Origin of the sequence: Steroidobacter agaridevorans (assembly GCF_009932555.1) — a bacterium.
Taxonomy (GTDB): Bacteria; Pseudomonadota; Gammaproteobacteria; order Steroidobacterales; family Steroidobacteraceae; genus Steroidobacter; species Steroidobacter agaridevorans.
The window spans coordinates 291154-308435 of record NZ_BLJO01000001.1; the positions used below are offsets into that span (position 1 = coordinate 291154).

Here is a 17282-nt window from a genome sequence, read left to right on the forward strand (position 1 = left end):
GCTGCGGAGGTTCAATGAGCCCGCTCGCCGGCATGCTCGTGCTTGCACTCGGAAGCGCTCAAGACGGCGCTCTCGCCCGATTGCTAACTAGTTTTGGCGCGCGGGTTAAGCCCGTTCAGCTTCCAACCCTGGCGGACGAGCTGCCGCGCGCCGATTTTCTTATCGAAGGCATGGGCCTGCCCGCTTTGCGACGTGCGGGTCTCTCGCGCGAGCAGATCGAGCACATCAATCCCCGCCTGATCCACGTATCCGTCACAACTTTCGGCAGCGAAGGTCCACGCGCCGAGTGGCATGGCGGTGAATTGGTCGCATCCGCCATGGGCGGCACCCTTCGAGTGACCGGCGACGTCGATCGCTCACCCGTGAAAGAAGCCCTGGACGCCTGTTGGTTTCACGCCGACATGGTCGGCGCAGCCGGCGCGATGGCAGCGCTGGTAGAACTGGCAAACACCGGGCGCGGCCAGCACGTCGATGTCTCCGTGCAGGAAGTCGCGTTCTCTCGCAACGTCAATGGCGTCCTCGTCTGGCAGTTCGATCGTCGCAAGTTACATCGCGTCGGCGGCGCGCTGAACTACGGACGCGCGACCGTCCGCTGCATCTGGCCACTCGCCGATGGCTTCTGCTTCCACACTTTGATGACGGGCCGTTTCGGCGCACCAGCCAATCAGGCTCTGAGCGACTGGATCGACGAAGCCGGCTTATCCAACCCGCTGCGAGGCGTCGACTGGACGCGCTACAACCGCTCGACGCTCGATCCGCAAACGCGGCGCGAATGGGAGCAAGCCATCGAAGCCTTCTTCTCGACACGCACACGAGAGGAAATCTCGACGGACGGCCGCCGCCGCGGCATCAATGCAACCGTCGTCGCCGAGCCCAGCGACGTGCTCGCCGATTCACACCTGAAAGCCCGCAACTTCTGGACGAGCGACGCGAACGGCAAACGCAAGCCCTCGCGCTTCGTTTCAATGAAGGAAGGCTCACAACCGGCGCAGCCCACTCGAAACAATGCTCGCCTTCCCGAACGCCCCGGTCCACTCAAAGGCCTCCGAGTCCTGGACTTCTCCTGGGCCCTGGTCGGCTCGATCACCACCAAGGTCCTCGGCGATCTGGGCTGCGACATCATCAAAGTCGAAACACGCAGCCGCCCCTGCCTGTCCCGCATCGACGTGCAAGTGAACGCCTCGCGCGCCGACAGCTTCGACGACAAGCCCTGGTTCGCGCACTTGAACACATCCAAGCGCAGCCTCGCGCTCGACCTGAAGCTGCCGCACAGTCGCGACGTGCTCGACCCGTTGCTCGACTGGGCCGACATCGTGGTCGAGAACTTCTCGCCCGGCACGATGGCGAAGCTCGGCCTCGACTACGCATCGCTGCAGAAGCGCAACCCTGGCGTGATCATGGTTTCCGGCAGCGTGTTCGGACAAACCGGTCCGCTCGCCGAATCGTGGGGCGTGGACGGCACCGGCGCCGCCCTCTCCGGCCGCACCTTCCTGACGGGCTGGCCCGACAGAAACCCGGTCATTCCGGGCGCTGTCCCCTATGGCGACGTCATTGTTCCTTACGTGATGGCAGCCGCGACGGCCGCCGCTGTCGAGCATCGCCGTCGCACCGGCAAGGGTTGTCACATCGACGCGGCGATGTACGAAATCTGCGTCCAGCAGATGCATGAGGCAATCATCTCCGCCGAGCGCGGCAACCGACCGATGCGCAACGGCAACGACGATCCGAAGATATTCCATCAAGGCGTCTACGCGACCGCAGGCGATGACCAGTGGATTGCGATCACACTGGCGGCGCAATCGGATTGGCAGCGACTCTGTACGGACGCGAACTTCAACGCCGAACAATCCCCGCGCGACGCCGAGTCCGCTCTGAAAGCATGGTTCCGTCAGCACGAAGCGCATGTCCTGATGGAACGTCTGCAAGCAGCCGGCATCGCCGCGGGCGTCGTGCAGGACATCGAGGATCTCATCGAGCACGACCCGCAAATCGCGGCTCGACACGCCTTGATGAATCTGGAACACCCGCTGCTAGGAGCCTTTGGCCACGTGCGAACGCCCATCAGTTTCTCCGCAGCCGTCACGTCCCCCTATCGCGCACCGTCGATCGGCGAGCACAGCCTCGCCATCGCCAGAGACCTGTGCGGACTGAGCGCGTCCCGCATCGAAGAGCTGGAGCGGCTCGGAGTGTTTCGATGAGCACCATTACCCACAGCAGCGGCCAACGCAGTCGCAAAGACCTGGAATGCACGGCCGCGGCGACCGCGTATCAACGCGAGTTTGTCACCGAACTGAAGAAGCGCGTCATCGACGCGGGCGAGCCGTTCGCCATCGCGCAGGCCGACACGCCGCACGAAATCTTCCACGTGATGGATATTCCGCTGGTCACCAATCAATGGTGGTCGGCCTATATCTCCGCCAAGCAGCTGTCGAATCATTACGATCAGGTGCTCGGCAAGCTGGGCTATCCGGCGAATCGATGCCGTTACTGCTCGCTCGGGCTCGCCTGCACGCTCGACAACAATCCTCGCGTCGCGCCCTGGGGCGGACTGCCGAAGCCGACGGTGCTCGTGGCTCGTCTCACCTGCGAGTGCATCGAGCACGTCTTCAGTCAGTGGGCAACGGCGCTCGGCAGCGAGTTCTTCCCGCTGGAGGCGCCGGGCTGGCAACACAAAGATCCCCAATGGTTTCGCAACTCCAACGAGCGCTGGGATGAAGTATTCGAACAGCGCCGCATCGAGCTGCTGGTTCGCGAGATGCGCGAGCTGATCGCATTGCTCGAAGCCCGCACCGGCCGCAAGTTCGATGAGGACAAGTTTCTGCAGCTCATGCTCGCGATCAACGAGCAGGAAGGTTACATCGCGGAAGCCGCCGAAATGATCGGCGCCGCACGCCCCTGCCCGGTCTCGATCGCAGAGCAAATGCCAAACACGATGATTCCGCAGTGGCATCGCGGCTCGCCTTGGGCCGTGGCCCATGCACGCCGCTTCCGTGACGAAGTGAAACAACGCATTGCCGCTGGCGTCGGTGTCGGCAGTCGCGAGCGCCTGCGATTGATGTGGATCGGCGCTGGGCTGTGGCACGACCCCGGCTTCTACAGCGCGCTCGAAGATCAATACGGCGCCGTGTTCGTGTGGTCGATGTACATGCCGTTCGCGGGACCGCAGTACATTCGCGAGCTGCGTGACCGGCCGATGCATGCGCTGGCAAGCCGCATCTGCTCGATGAATGAAGTGCTGCATCTCCCGCCCTGGATGAATGAGTGGATGGTGAGCGAAGCGCAGCGCTGCGACATCGACGCGGCCGTGATGCTCGTGCCACCGGACAATCGTCTGTCGCAGTCGGGCACAAAGATCACCGAACATGCGCTGGCTCGCGCCGGCATTCCGACCCTGGCCTTGTCCGCCGACATGGTCAGCGCCAAGGATTGGAGCCACGAGCGCATGGTGCAGCATGTCGCCGGTTTCCTACGGCAAGAGGGTCTTTTGTGAGGGTGCTTCTTGCCCTGCTTATTATATGTATAGCCGGCTGCACCCAGCCGACGCCGGGCGTGACGGTGCTGACCTATGCAAGCCCATTCAGTCCGGGCCACCCATTCAGCCGGGCCGATATCGCCTGGATGAAATGGGTCGAACAGCAATCCGACGGCCGCATCGAGATTCAGCCGTACTGGTCCGGATCGCTGCTGTCTTCCGAGCACTCGATGCACGAGCTGCGACATGGCGTCGCCGATATCGGTTTGATCACACCGATCTATGCGCGAGGCGGCGCTCATCTCATTCGAGCGCAGGCGGGGTTCTACGGCGGACTCACCACGTTCGAGCAGCAAACCGCACTCTGGCGCTGCATGGCCGCCGCCGATCCGCAGTTCGGACGCGAGTTGCATGGCTTGAAGATTCTCGCCGTCCAGGGCGGCAATCTTCCGGGCATCGTCACGCGGGATCGAGCGATACGCACGCTCGATGACCTGCGCGGGCTGCGATTGCGTGCGCCCTCGGAGTTGCTGGCGGTCCTCAAAGACCTGGGCGCCGATCCCATCGACATGCCGATGGGCGAAGTGTATTCGGCGCTTGCCAAAGGCGTGCTCGATGGCGTGGTCGCGCCACCGGACACTCTCAAGTCGCTGCACTTCGCGGAGGTCGCGAAGTATTTCAACACGATCAGAATTCCTCGAGGCGCTTACGCTGCCCGCGCCATCGGTGAGCGTCGCTGGCGCAGCCTGACGGCCGAGCAACGCGACTTGCTCGAACGCAGCACCGAAGTTTGGGAACAATCCCTGGCAGCGGAGCTGCTGGTCGCCAACGACGTCGGCCTCGCCGCCGGCCGCGAACATCACGTCGAATTTCACGACATGCCCGCGGCTGAGCAGGCGAGGTTCGACGCGATTTACGAACGCGATGGCGAAGTGCGAGCCCGCGCCCTCGCCCGCTTTGGCATCGACGGCCTACCCACTTACAGGCTGGCGCGCTCGGTCGCCGCGCAAGTCATGGACGACGGCGGCATCCGCTGCAGCAGAGATCAAACATGAGCCTACCCCTGGAAGGAATTCGCGTCGCAGACTTCAGCCATGTGATGGCCGGACCGTTCGCCACTCATCTGCTACGAATGCTCGGCGCGGAAGTCATCAAGATCGAAGCCCCCGGCCGGGGCGACGCGATGCGTAACTACGGCGCCGATCGTCGCTACGACGGCATGGCCCCCGCCTTCATCGGCGTGAACGCGGGCAAGAAGTCCCTCGTGCTCGATCTCAAACAACCGTTGGCGCAGGAAGCGGCACGCCGCTTGATCGCAACGTGCGACGTGCTGATCGAAAACTTTCGCCCCGGCGTGATGGCGAAGTTCGGCCTCGATTACGCATCGGTGCGCTCGCTGCGTCCCGAATTGATCTATTGCTCCATTTCCGGCTACGGACAAAACGGTCCACGTCGCGACTGGCCGGCGATCGACAACATCGTGCAGGCCACGACCGGAATGATGACACTCGGCGGCGCGGCGGGTGATGCTCCCGCGAAAGTCGGCTTCCCCGTGGTCGATACGCTCACCGGCCAGACAGCAGCATTCGCGATCCTTGCCGCTCTGCTACGACGGCAGCGCGAACGTCGGGGTGAATACATCGATGTCGCCATGTTCGACGCCAGCATGGCGTTCATGACTTCGGCCATCGTGCCCTATCTGGTCACTGGCAATCCGCCCGAGCGCACCGGAAACATCGGCTACAGCGGACAACCCACCTCCGCCGTGTTCGCCGCCAGCGACGGCCGGCAGATATCGTTGGGCGTCGTACAGCAGGCGCAGTTCGAGGCGCTGGCCCGCGAAGTCGGACGCAAACGCTGGCTGGAAGATCCTCGTTTCCTCACGCCGGATCTGCGACGCAAACATTCCGCCGAGATGCGCGACGAGCTCGACAGAGTGTTTGCCGAGGCGCCTGCCGAACACTGGGAGACCCGGCTCAGCGCCGCCGGCATTCCCTGCGGCATGATTCGCAATGTTGCCGAAGCCGTCTCTCTGCCGGCGCTGGAATCACGCCGACTGAAGCTCGGTTTGAAGGTTCCGGGCTTGCCCGACCGCGAACAGGTAGAAATCGTGAACGCGGGCTTTCTGTTCAGCGAAGATCAACCGGGCGTCGCCTCGCCGCCGCCCCAGCACGGTCAGCACAGCGAGGAGATCCTGAAGTCGCTGGGATTCTCGGCCGCCGAGATTCGAGCACTTCACATCGAGGATTAGGACCGCCCCCACGCGGGCTATTGCCAATTTCCAACCGGGGCATAACATCGTGCCATGACCGCCCCCAAGGCATTGCAGCAGTGAGCTCCAAGAGAATCACGGGCGACAAGTTCGCGCCCAAAATGGATCGCCGTTGGGAGCGCACCCGCGCGGCGTTGATGAGCGCCGGTCGCACTTTGTTCGCCTCGCGCGATGTCGAGGGCGTCACCGTCGATCAGATCGTCGCGACGGCGGAAGTCGCCAAGGGCAGCTTCTACAATCATTTCGTCGACAAGGACGTGTTCGCCCGCGAGATCGCAAGCTCCGTGCGGCGGCAGGCCGAGCAGGCGGTCAACGAAGCAAACGCCAACGTGACCGATCCGGCAGCGCATCTGGCCCGTGCGCTTTGCGTGTTCATGCGCTTTGCCATCGAGCATCGCGAAAGCGCTCAAGTGCTGTGGCGTCTGAACGCCGGCGCCACCATGGTCGACGCGCCGATCAATCGAAACCTGCGCAACAACGTGCAGGAAGGCATCGATCAGCAGCGCTTCAAGCATGTGGACATCGAAGTCGCCGCGCTGCTGGTGATGGGCACCATCGTCATCTCGTTGCGTCACGCCCTGGAAGATCGGCTCGTGACACCGCACATCGACATCGCCAAAGGCATGGCGGCCGGCCTGTTACGCTCACTCGGCGTGCCCGCCGCTCAATCCGACCGCCTCGCTGGCGAAGCGGCCAACGATATCCTGGCGCCTCAGAAATCCACGCTCGCCGAAACGAAATAGTTTCGTGGGCGCGAGTAGATGACTTCCGCGTAGCCCGCGGAAGTGCTGAACGATGAGTTGCCGGCCACCCGATACTGCTCGTCGGTCGCATTGTTCACGCCCGCTCGCAAACGCCACGCACCCAGCTCCAACGTGAGCGAAGCATTCAGCAGCGTCACGTCGTCGAGCTGCGCGACTTCCATGGAATTCGCCGCATCGAAGAACTGCTCCGAGGTGTAGCTCACGTTGACTCGCGGCGTCAGCGTGGCGTTGCCGACTTCGAAGTCGTAACCGACGCCGAGATTGGCTTGCCACTCCGGTGCGAACGGCAGCGTGTTGTTCGGACCGACCGTTTGCGTCGTGCCCGGCACGACGGCGATTTCATCGAATTGGTTGTCCAGATAGCCGGCGCTGGCCTCGACCAGCAACTGGCCCGGCGCATAGGTCAGCTCCAGCTCCGCGCCTTCGATCGACGACTTGCCGGCATTGAACAGCAGCGGCACGATGCCTAGCCGGTAGGTCAACTGCATGTTTTCGTAGTCGGTGCTGAACACCGCCGCATTCAAACGCAGGTTGGCGCCCAGCTCCGATTTGAAGCCCAGCTCGAACGTCTCGGCGGTCTCTTCATCGAACGCCACCGGCAGATTGCCCGGCGGTGCGACGTTGTAGCGCTGATTGAAGCCGCCGCTCTTGAAGCCTTGCGACCAGCTCAGATACGTCATCACCGCTTCGTTCCAGCGATACTGGATGCTCGCGGATCCGGTCGTGGACTCGTATTTATTCTCGAACGGCTGCGGGATGACGTTGAGGCCGGGCCCTGCCACGAACGGCGTATTCAGTGTGGTTGGGATGCGCACCGGCGCGGTCAGCGGCGTCACCGTGAATGAGGTGATCTGGATGCCCTTCGTCTCCTCGGTGTAACGCACCCCCGCAGTCAGGCTCAATGCTTCGGTGGCGTTGTAGGTCCACTGCGTGAACAAGGCGAAGTTGTCGTTGTCGATGAGCGCCCGCTGATAGTCGAGCGAGCCCGGGATCGCCCCGCTCGCCACTAGCGGCGGCGGCGCGGCGAACGGTACGAGCAGGAAGTCGTCGATGGCCTCTTCGAAATAGAAAGCACCGACGACGCCCCGCAGACGCTCGGTCTCGACCAGCGCTTGCAGCTCCTGGCTGAACTGATCGCCGGCACTCGAATAATCCGTGTGCAGCACGAGCAACCCGGTATTGTCCGCGTCACGACTGCCACTCCATTCCAGCTCCCGATACGCGGTGATCGACTTCAGCGCGAAAGCGTCGGTCAGCTCCCATTGCAGCGTCGCGGACGTTCCCCAGTTTTCCAAGCTACTTTCGGCGGGCGCATTGCCGCCGTTACGATACTTGCCGAGATTCCAAGTGGCATCGTTCGCACAACGCTCATCGACGATGTTTTGTGGCACGGACGGCGGTGGGAACGTCGCACCCGGGCATCCATTGCCCCGGCTGATCGCCGCAGGAAACACTTGCGATTCATTGATCGCCGCGAAAACGAAGGGCGAGCCGTTTTCGTCTTCCTTGGTGTAGTCCCCCCGCAGAGTGAGTGTGAGGCTGTCATTCGGCAGCCACTGCAGAGACGACTGCACGGTGTAAGTATCTTCATTGCCGAGATCGACGCCATCGAAGACACGCGTGACATAGCCGTCGCGCTGACGCGCGCCGACGGAGAATCGCGCAGCGAGGGTATCGGCGATCGGCACGTCGACGGCCACGAAGCCTTCGTAGAGATTATCGTCACCGATCCCGACGCGCGCCGTGCCGCCGAATTCCTTGCCGGGCAGCGTTGTCGTCAATAGCACCGCGCCGCCGATGGTATTCCGACCGAACAATGTTCCCTGGGGGCCACGCAGGATCTGAACGTTCGAGATGTCGCGAAAGTCGAGCACGCCGCCGACCGAGCGGCCCATATAAACATCGTCGATATATAAACCCACCCCCGGATCGACGCCGGACGAGCCGTCACTCTGGCCAATGCCTCGGATGTAAACCTGTGCGGCGGAATTGTTGCCGGTGAGCGGGCCGTAGCTGGCGAACTGCAAGTTCGGCGCGACTTGATCGAGATCTTCGGTGCTGGCGATTTGCTGACGTTCCAGCGCCGCGGCCGAGAAGGCCGAGATGGCAATCGGCGTGTCCTGCAGGGATTCCTCGCGTTTGCGGGCGGTGACGACCACCTCTTCCAACGCGCCCGCCTGGCGGCCCTCGTCGGCGGCATTCGCCGCGATGCTCGGCGCCGCGAGGCCCATGATGAACGGGACCTGCCATGCAGTCGCCCACACGCGCGCGCCAGTGAATCTTCCTTTCACAGCCATCGGCAGCCCCCTGCGACGTTATATTTTGAACCATTACGTCACTATTGGACGATTCCGTCAATAGTGGCTCGGACGGCCCACCGAGCGGATCCATTCATGCTGCTTATAGCCGGGAGATACAGAAGGTGTTACCTCACCGGGCCGCTTCTGCCCTAGTGTTCCGGCCTCAGGCCAGACGACTTTTGAACCGCACGAACATGCCCACCGATCCGTCGCTCCTCAACGAGTACGATCCCACGCTCCCCGAAACGTTTGACAGCGTGCATGCGACATTTGCCGACCTGCGCGCCCGCTGCCCGGTCGCGCACAGCACGCAATTCGATGGCTTCTGGACGCTGGCGCGCTATGAGGACATCGTCAACGTCCTGCGCGATCCGGACATGTACATCACGTCGGTGCGCAACGTGGTGCCCGGCTCGTCGACGACGGGTCGTCGGCCGCCGCTGCATCTGAATCCGCCCGAGCACACGCCTTATCGACGCGCGATCGATCGTGCGCTCAGTGCGAGCCGCGTCGCTTCGTTGCTGCCGGCGACACAACGCATAGCGCTCGAGCTGGCGACAGACCTCGTGGCGCGCGAAGAAACGGACCTGGTCGAGCACTTCTCGGCCGTCCTTCCCGTGCGACTGTTCGGCGAGTGGCTCGGCCTGGATGACAAGCAGACGGAACATCTCGCCACGAACTCGCGCGCCTACATCAAAGCCTGGGAGGCCTTCGACAAGCCCGGCGTGGTCGTGGCGGGCGAAGGTTTGGCGACACTGGCGCGCGAACTGATCGAACAGCGTCGCCTGCATCCGCTGGATCCCACCATCGATCCCACCAGCTCGCTGCTCTCAGAGCGCGATGCGGACGGCAATCCGTTCCCGGACGTGCTGTTGGCGGGCTGTGTGCGTCAGGTGCTGGTCGTCGGCCTGGTCGCGCCGCCCATTCTGTTGGGAAGCATCGCCGTCCATTTGTCTCGAGATCGGGAACTGCAACAGCAGTTGCGTGCCGATCGGTCGCTGATCCCGGATGCCGTCGAGGAGTTCGTTCGTCTGTACACGCCCTATCGCGGGTTCGCGCGAACGGCTCGTGAGGACGTCACGATTCGCGGCCGTACGATTCCCAAAGACGAACCCATTGCACTGTTGTATGCGTCGGCGAATCGGGACGAAGCCGTGTTCCCCGAGCCGGACAAGTTCATCCTGCGTCGACCGAACATCAATCAACACATCGCGTACGGCCGCGGCCCGCACATGTGCGCCGGTGTTCCTCTCGCCCGTCAGCTGTTGCGTGTCTCGCTCGATGCGCTGTTACTGAAAACGAGCCATTTCGAACTGAGCGGCGACGTGCGCATGAGCGGCATGCCGGAAGTCGGGCCGCTCTACGTGCCGCTGCGCATGACGCGCGCCAAGTCCTCCTGAATTCGGCCCAGACTACCGCGCGCCGCGATGCTTCGCTGCTCGAAGCGGACGACGCCTGCCGATAATTAGATGCTCTCTAGCGCGAAACGACCACCTGCACCCGGCGCCTCGCGGCGTCCTCGACGCCCTTGGCGCGTTTCGTCTCATCCTGCCACTTCACGTCGTACCGCAGCTCCGTCAGGCCAGCGCCACGCAGCAAGTCGGCGACCTGCTCGGCTCGGCGACGGCCGATCTCCTTGTCCTCCTGCATCAGCTGACCGTTCGACAGCAGCGTCGCCGCGCGGTAGCCAGTGATCTGGACCTTGGTCGCCTTGCTTTGCCGGGCATGCTCGAAGATCTGTTGTAGCGGCTGCGCGTGACGGAACATCACGAGCGAGTCGAACTCATAACGCAGCTCGAATGACTTGGAGGCCGCCACTTCCTGGGATTTGGGCTTGGTCACCGGATCGCCGAACGCGAGACGGCCTTTGCTCGGCCCCGGCGGTCGCGGCGGCTCGAACGGCAGGTTGTAGCGCTCCTCCGCGGGTAGCATCGTGTTGCAAGAACCATCCAACTCCTGCATCACCGACAGCGCCACCGGCTTGAGCACGATGCCGCCGCAGATGCGCGGCTCATCGCTCACCGTGCCTTCAACGAGCACTTTGTGTCCGAGCCACGGTGGATTCACGGGCGCGCTCACGTCGGTCTGGATCGTGAGGAAGTACGTCTCCCCTTCGTACTCGGCAAGCCAGCACGGCACGGTGCTCGTGTCGCGCACGATCGGGCATGCGACGAAATTGCGATGAGTGGCTGGCGGCTCGGCTGCCATGGCAGAGGCGGCCCAGCTCAACATCGCGAAGGTGACAACCTGCCTCATAACGCGCTCAGGAAATTGATCAGGTCCTCGCGCTCCCGATCGGTGTAGCCGATGTTGAAGCGGCGGTCGTAGAAATCGACCAGCTCGCGCAACGAGCCTGCCGAGCCGTTCGAAAAGTACGGCGCGCGGGCGGCCAGGCCTCGGAACTGTTGCATCACTATGGCACCAACGTCGTTGCACTTGCCGGAGATCAGACCTCGCCCCGGATCCTGCGTATAAAACACTCGGCCGAGGAACGGATGCGGCGGCACGTTGGCTTTGCACGTGATCTTGAACAGCGGCATCTGCGGCTTGCGTTCGTTCCATGGATTCAATGGCTCTTCACGAGCCCACGGCAGGTTGGTCGTGCCGAGGTCCATCCAGCCATTCACGATGTCCATGCCCATCATGTGCATGCCGTGACACGTCGAGCACGTGCGCTTGGTCGGATTGCCCAGACCGACCGTGTTCAAATGCATGGCGTCCTTGATCCAGAACGTCCGGAACATGAACACGTCGTGACCACGGGCAATGGATGCACGCATCTCGTTTCGACGCGTGATTTCCGGATCCGGGGACGGCGCGGGATTCCGCCACGCTTCGCTCATCGGGAACACAAAGTTCGTTACGTTATTGCCGAGCAGCCCCTCGCGCCCCTTGGCGAGATTGAGAACACCGAATCCTGGGGGCGTGTCGGATTCCATCAGGCTGCCCGCGCCAGTGTGCGAGACCTGTGCGGTATAGACCTGACTCTCGAAGCTGACGATCTTCGTCAAACGCTCCTCGTCGAGCTTGCCGTTGAACTGCAAATGCGTCACGGCCGCTTCGACGGCTTGAGTCTTCAGCGTGGGCTGACGCGCATCGGACAGGATATTCATGCCCGAAGGCAGGCCCGTCTCCGGATCGCGAGTGGCCGGCAAACCATTCTTGCCGATGAACGAAAACACGCCGAAGCCCTGGTGCGTGAAATATTTGGTGTTCGCGGCCACGCGCGGCCGGCGGTAGACCGACACCATCGGGTTCGCACTCTTCAAGCCGTACTGCGGATGCAAGTTGCAGCCGGTCGGATCGCGCACGACTTCGATCGTGAACTCGGGATCGATGCTCGAGCCGTCGGCAGCCTTCGGCGGCCACGGCAGGAAGATGCGAAACAGCCCCCGCTCCAGCAACAGCGAATGTGACTTCGGATCGCCGGGCGGCAGGTCCGGGCAGTTCATGCCGTCGATGGGCGCGAAGATGGGATCCTTGCCCTGCGTCTCGTGCCAGCGCTGCCGGATCATCTCGACCGACAGCGACATCGCATTCGCCGGCTGATGGCAGCTCACGCAAGCACGGCCGTTCTCGCCGATGGGCTCGAAGAACGGATGATCCTGGGTATCGATCACGCCGGCGTCGTTCAACACACCGACCTGGCCGAACGAATTGGGATAGGCAATCACCGGCGGCAGCGGCGTGCCCTCGCCCGGCGTCCACCAGCGATTCGCCGGCGGCGATCTGGCGTCAATCACCGGCGCCTGCTGTGCCTGCTGCTTTTGCCTGGGCACATGGCCCGGGGCGGGCTGGTCGGCAAGCGCGGCGCTGGCCAAGAAGCCAGCGCCGCACCCCACCATGAACTTAACGATGTTTTTCAACAATGAGACGCAACTCAGAAGTCGAACTTGGCGCGCACACCATACTGTCTCGGTGCTCCATAGAGCATACCGCCTCGCGCGCTGCTCGCATCCTGCAGTTGTGCCGAGATGTACTCCTTGTCGAACACGTTCGTCGCAAATGCCTCGAGGCGCAGGTTATCCATGGGTACGAGCGTCACGCGCAGATCCGTGATGGTACGCGAGGGCACCGTCGTCGCCTGATAGCGGAACGGCGTCGCGAGTTGCTCATCCAGGTAGGACACCTGCACACGCGGCGTCAGTGTCATGTTCCCGATCAGGAATTCGTACTGGATGCCGGCGTTCGCAGTCATCTCCGGCGCGAACGGCACAATCGAGCCCTCGGGCACCAGGCGATTGGTGTTGGTCTGCGAGTCGGTGAGCATCGCGTCCTCGGTGAACTCGCTCTGCAAGGCGCTCAGGCCCAGGTTGAACCCCAGCCCCCCGAACTGCCCGGTGAGCTCGAGCTCGGCGCCGTAGATCTCGGCTGGCGCCGCATTCAACGTGTTCGGGATGAATGTCGTGCCCAGCGGCACGAGTGCCGACAGCTGAATGCCATCGTACTCCGAATAGAACACCGCGCCGTTGATGCGCAGGCGCCCGTCGGCGACCGTCGATTTGATACCCAGCTCGGCCACTTCGTTGGTTTCGGGATCGTAGTTCGGCAGGCGCGGGTCGAGGTTGATGCCACCGGCCTTGTAACCGCGCGAGACCGTGCCATACATCATCACGTCGTCGTTGGCGAAGTACTTCACGCCTACGCGGCCCGTCGTCTCATCGGACTCCACATCCGTGGTGCACGGAAAGCAGCCCGGAGGCGGTGGCCCCGGAATCACGAAACGAGTGTATTCCTGCTTGTCCTTGGACTGACGCAAGCCCACGTCCACCGCCCAACGATCGTTGAAACGATAGTCGACCTGGCCGAACGCCGAGATCGATTCGTTGGTGAGCTCGGTGTCGATCGTCGAGTTCGACTGCGTGTAGGTGACGGTGCTGCGATTGTCGCGATACACCTGCACGGGGCTCGTCTCATCCATGTAGAAGCCGCCGACCACCCACTGCAACGCGCCCTCACCGCGCGACAGGAAGTTCACTTCGGTGACGAATGTTTCCAGCTCCTGGTGCGTGAAGCCGATGCGCCCCGGATAGATCGTCGTATTCGCGCCAGAGGTCGGCAAGTTTGCCGGAACCGCAGGAGCGGTCGCCGTGCGATCGCCGTCGGCCTGATCGGTCGTCTCCGCATCGAAGTACGATGTGAGTACGCGCAACTGCGTGTCGGCCGGCAGATCGAAGCGACCTTCCAGCGAGGCGCGATAGCCATCCTGATCCAGGAACGACAGCGCATCCTCTTCGATGGTGAACGGATCACGCGTTACCAGGTCCGCGCGATTCTTGACCGCGTTGTTGTCGGTCTCGCGTTTGAAATATTCATAGCGCAGATCGAAGGTCGCGCCTTCCACCGGCTGATAGCGCACGGCCGCGCGCACCGCCTGGTCAGTCCCACTGCCCGGCTCGGCGGAGCTCGGGCCGATGTTGTCGGTGAAGCCGCCGCGATCGTCGTAAACACCGGAGACGCGCACGGCCAGTGTGTCCGTGACCGGTATGTTCAACGCCGCGACCGTGCGATACCAGTCATAGTCACCGATGGTCTGGTCGATGTAACCGGAGAACTCATCGAAATCCGGCGTCGGCGTGCGCACGTAGATCGCGCCGCCGGTGGAGTTCTGACCGGTCAACGTTCCCTGCGGGCCCCGCAGCACTTCGATGGACTCGAAATCGAAGAACGATTGCCCGATGAATTGCTCGTGCGGAATGAACACGCCGTCGATGTAATACGCCACACCCGGATTGGACGTCGGCGCCGACTGGCTGATACCCACGCCGCGGATGTTGATGAACGTCGAGCGGTTGTAAGTGTTGATCGCGACGCTCGGCGCCACCTGCTGAATCTCGGAGACGTTGTCGATGCCTTGAGCGGCGATCGCATCGGCGGTCAGCACGGTTGCGGATGCGGGCGTGTCCTGCAAGCTGACTTCGCGACGCTCGGCCGTGACCAGCACTTCTTCGAGCACTGACGTGCTGGGCGTTGCCGCCTGTTGTGCCTGCGCTGCGTTGCTCAGAACCGCGGCCACGACGACTGTCAGCGTTGTTGAACGACGGAGCAGCGCGTGCGCCGTCTTGCTTTTGCCTACCATAATTCCCCCCGGGCATTGATCTGATCGGCCGCCCCATACCGAAACGGGCGCGCGCCCGCAGGGCGATTCTAAAAAGGCGTATCCCCGCAGGAGTAACACCGAATTTGACTGATGGCATAAGCCACGCCGATGTCTCAGGTCTGGCTAATGCGCGGCCGGTTGTTCAACTTTGTGAGGCTCGTCCATGCGGACATCGGCCGCGATTTCCCGCAGCACGTCATAAACGAACTGCGCCGGTCGCGACAAAGCCGGGGTGCGCCGATGCGCCAGAAACATCGGACGCATCGGCGACACCGTGCCGAGCGGCCTGCATTTCACGGTGCCGGCGTCGAGATCGGCTTTCACTGCGTCAGACACCATCGCGGCAACCCCCAGGCCGCGGCGCACCGTCTCGATCACGTTCTGCAGCGAATCGAGCTCGACGACGACATAGGGCGACAGGCTGGCCGCCGCGAACACACCGTCCACGACGGCGCGAATCGAATGCGGACGACGCGGCACGATCCAGGGCAGCGCGGCCAGATCCTCCAGCGGCGCATCGTTGGCGATGCTCCAGCTCGCTGGATACATCAACATCAGCGGATCGCTCAGCAACTCCTCGCCGACGATCACGTCGTTATCCGGGCGCGTCGGCGAGATGGACAGCTCGATGCGACCATTGATCAGCAGCTCATTCAACACCGCGCTGCCTTCTTCACGGATCTGCAAATGCATCTCGGGATGCTGGCTGCACACCTTCTCGATCAACGGCAAGGCGAAGCGCGTCACCATGGTCGGCGACATGCCGAGATTCACCGCGCCGGACAGCGGCTGCATCTCGCGATGAACCGCCTGCCGCATGTCTTCGACCTGTCGAAGAATGGTCTGCGCGTGCGCGTACAGAATCTTGCCGGCCGGCGTCGGCGTCACACCGGACACCGAGCGGTCGAGCAACTTCACTTTGAGCTCGTTCTCGAGCACCGCGAGCTGCTGGCTCAAGGCGGGCTGCGCGATGCCAGTGACGGCGGCCGCGCGAGTGATGCTGCCGCTATCGACGATCTGCACGAAGTACTTCAGGCGTCGGCTATCCACTGATCGCCCTCCTCTCACTGAATCGCAACGACGCGAGCAACAGCGTGCCCGCGCCCATGACGGCGGCGACAAACCAGATCGGCGCCGAGAACGAGCCGCTTTGCTGGAGAATGATTCCGATCACGTACGGCCCGGCAAGACTGCCGATATTGCCGACGAGGTTGATGAGCGTGATGCCCGCCGCCGCGGCCGAGCGATGGAAGAACGCTGTGGGAATGGACCAGAACACGCCCTGAGCGCCGCCCAGTCCCACACCACCGATGAACAGCAGCAACAAGGACCACGGGCTCGGCGGGATCGCGGACGCGAGCAACAGCGCCATCATGCCCATCGCCAACGCGATGCCGAGATGACGATAACGTTCCTGCGTCTTATCCGAGTGCCACGAGTTGAGCACCATGCCGAGCGCAACGCCCACCCAGGGCAACGCAGCCAGCACGCCGACCGCCAGTGGACTCAGCGACGACATCGCTTTGATCACCTGAGGCAACCAGAACATCATGCCGTTCGCGCCGATCAGCGTCGTGCACCAGACGCCTGCCGCCAGCCACGCACGCGGATCGATGAGCGCCGTCTTGATGGAAGATTGCACCGGCGCCTTCGCCTCGTTCTGTTCTTCGGCCAATGCGTTTGCGATCCAGTCTTTCTCCGCATCGCTCAACCAACGCGCATCGCTCGGCTTGTCGACGAATACGAAATACGCCACCGCCGCCATCGCGACGGTCACGAGCCCTTCCATCAGCAGCATCCAGCGCCAGCCCGTCATCTCGAGCGGATTGCTCACGCCCATCAGCCAGCCACACAGCGGCCCGCCGATGATCACGGACGCCGGGATGGCGAGCATGGTCACTGCGATGGAGTTGGCTCGATATCGCTTCGGCATCCAGCCGCTGCAGTAGTAAACAATGCCAGGCGCGAAGCCCGCCTCGGCGCAACCCAACAGGAATCTCAACAGGAACAGTTCTTCGACGCTGCGAACGAAGGCCATCACCGCGGCAACCGTGCCCCAGATGCCCACGCAGCCCGTGATCCAGCGCCGTGCGCCAACTCGTGTGAGCACCCAGGTGCTGGGAAACTGAAATAGCAGATAGCCAACGAAGAACATGCCGACCGCCACGCCGTAAGCATGCGGGTAGATGCCGAGATCCGCGTTCATTTGCAGGGCCGCGAAACTGATGTTCACGCGGTCCAGCGAGCTCAGGACAATCAGCACTACGATGGGCGCGAGCACGCGCCACTGAAACTTGCTGCGCGCCGACTGCTCGGCCGTGCGGCTCATCCCCAGACCTCACGCGCTGTCTCGACAATCATCGATCCCCCTCAC

12 protein-coding genes are annotated in these 17282 nt (G+C 63.0%); 6 read left to right on the plus strand and 6 right to left on the minus strand.

Annotated features, from left to right (window positions below):
• Nucleotides 1-14 precede the first annotated feature (14 nt).
• From GYH35_RS01325 to GYH35_RS01345, 5 genes are all read left to right on the plus strand, one after another.
• Nucleotides 15-2198 (plus strand): CaiB/BaiF CoA-transferase family protein, encoded by a 2184-nt coding sequence (locus GYH35_RS01325; protein ID WP_161827471.1) that lies wholly within the window; start codon nucleotides 15-17, stop codon nucleotides 2196-2198.
• Nucleotides 2195-3490: a 2-hydroxyacyl-CoA dehydratase subunit D gene (locus GYH35_RS01330; RefSeq protein ID WP_161813953.1), complete on the plus strand. Its 1296-nt coding sequence runs from the start codon at nucleotides 2195-2197 to the stop codon at nucleotides 3488-3490. Before GYH35_RS01325 ends, GYH35_RS01330 begins: the two co-directional genes overlap by 4 nt.
• Before the next feature lie 65 nt (nucleotides 3491-3555).
• Nucleotides 3556-4527, plus strand: a complete 972-nt coding sequence (dctP, locus tag GYH35_RS01335; protein ID WP_202626851.1) for a TRAP transporter substrate-binding protein DctP — start codon at nucleotides 3556-3558, stop codon at nucleotides 4525-4527.
• Nucleotides 4524-5723, plus strand: coding sequence for a CaiB/BaiF CoA transferase family protein (locus tag GYH35_RS01340; protein ID WP_161813951.1), 1200 nt, complete (start codon nucleotides 4524-4526; stop codon nucleotides 5721-5723). The genes dctP and GYH35_RS01340 overlap by 4 nt, the downstream gene beginning before the upstream one ends.
• 80 nt (nucleotides 5724-5803) lie before the next feature.
• Nucleotides 5804-6487, plus strand: a complete 684-nt coding sequence (locus tag GYH35_RS01345) for a TetR/AcrR family transcriptional regulator (RefSeq protein ID WP_161813950.1) — start codon at nucleotides 5804-5806, stop codon at nucleotides 6485-6487.
• Here the strand turns inward: GYH35_RS01345 and GYH35_RS01350 are convergent.
• On the minus strand, nucleotides 6457-8805 hold the full coding sequence (locus GYH35_RS01350) for a TonB-dependent receptor (RefSeq protein ID WP_161813949.1): 2349 nt from the start codon (nucleotides 8803-8805) through the stop codon (nucleotides 6457-6459). The genes GYH35_RS01345 and GYH35_RS01350 overlap by 31 nt on opposite strands.
• Nucleotides 8806-8987: 182 nt before the next feature.
• On the opposite strand from GYH35_RS01350, the gene GYH35_RS01355 reads away from it, so the two are divergent.
• Entirely contained in the window at nucleotides 8988-10208 is a 1221-nt protein-coding gene (locus GYH35_RS01355; protein ID WP_202624015.1) for a cytochrome P450, read from the plus strand.
• 76 nt (nucleotides 10209-10284) lie between these two features.
• On the opposite strand, the gene GYH35_RS01360 is transcribed toward GYH35_RS01355, so the two are convergent.
• From GYH35_RS01360 to GYH35_RS01380, 5 genes are all read right to left on the minus strand, one after another.
• The gene (locus tag GYH35_RS01360) at nucleotides 10285-11064 is read right to left on the minus strand and encodes an OmpA family protein (RefSeq protein ID WP_161827472.1); all 780 of its coding nucleotides are present in this window, start codon (nucleotides 11062-11064) and stop codon (nucleotides 10285-10287) included.
• Nucleotides 11061-12551 carry a hypothetical protein gene (locus GYH35_RS01365; protein WP_161827473.1) on the minus strand — a complete coding sequence of 497 codons (1491 nt, stop codon included), beginning with the start codon at nucleotides 12549-12551 and terminating at the stop codon, nucleotides 11061-11063. The genes GYH35_RS01360 and GYH35_RS01365 overlap by 4 nt, the downstream gene beginning before the upstream one ends.
• Nucleotides 12552-12688: 137 nt before the next feature.
• The gene (locus GYH35_RS01370) at nucleotides 12689-14887 is read right to left on the minus strand and encodes a TonB-dependent receptor (RefSeq protein WP_161827474.1); all 2199 of its coding nucleotides are present in this window, start codon (nucleotides 14885-14887) and stop codon (nucleotides 12689-12691) included.
• A 144-nt stretch (nucleotides 14888-15031) separates the two neighbouring features.
• Nucleotides 15032-15958: a LysR substrate-binding domain-containing protein gene (locus GYH35_RS01375; protein WP_161813944.1), complete on the minus strand. Its 927-nt coding sequence runs from the start codon at nucleotides 15956-15958 to the stop codon at nucleotides 15032-15034.
• Nucleotides 15951-17237, minus strand: a complete 1287-nt coding sequence (locus GYH35_RS01380) for an MFS transporter (protein WP_161827475.1) — start codon at nucleotides 17235-17237, stop codon at nucleotides 15951-15953. The genes GYH35_RS01375 and GYH35_RS01380 overlap by 8 nt, the downstream gene beginning before the upstream one ends.
• Between the last annotated feature and the right edge of the window lie 45 nt (nucleotides 17238-17282).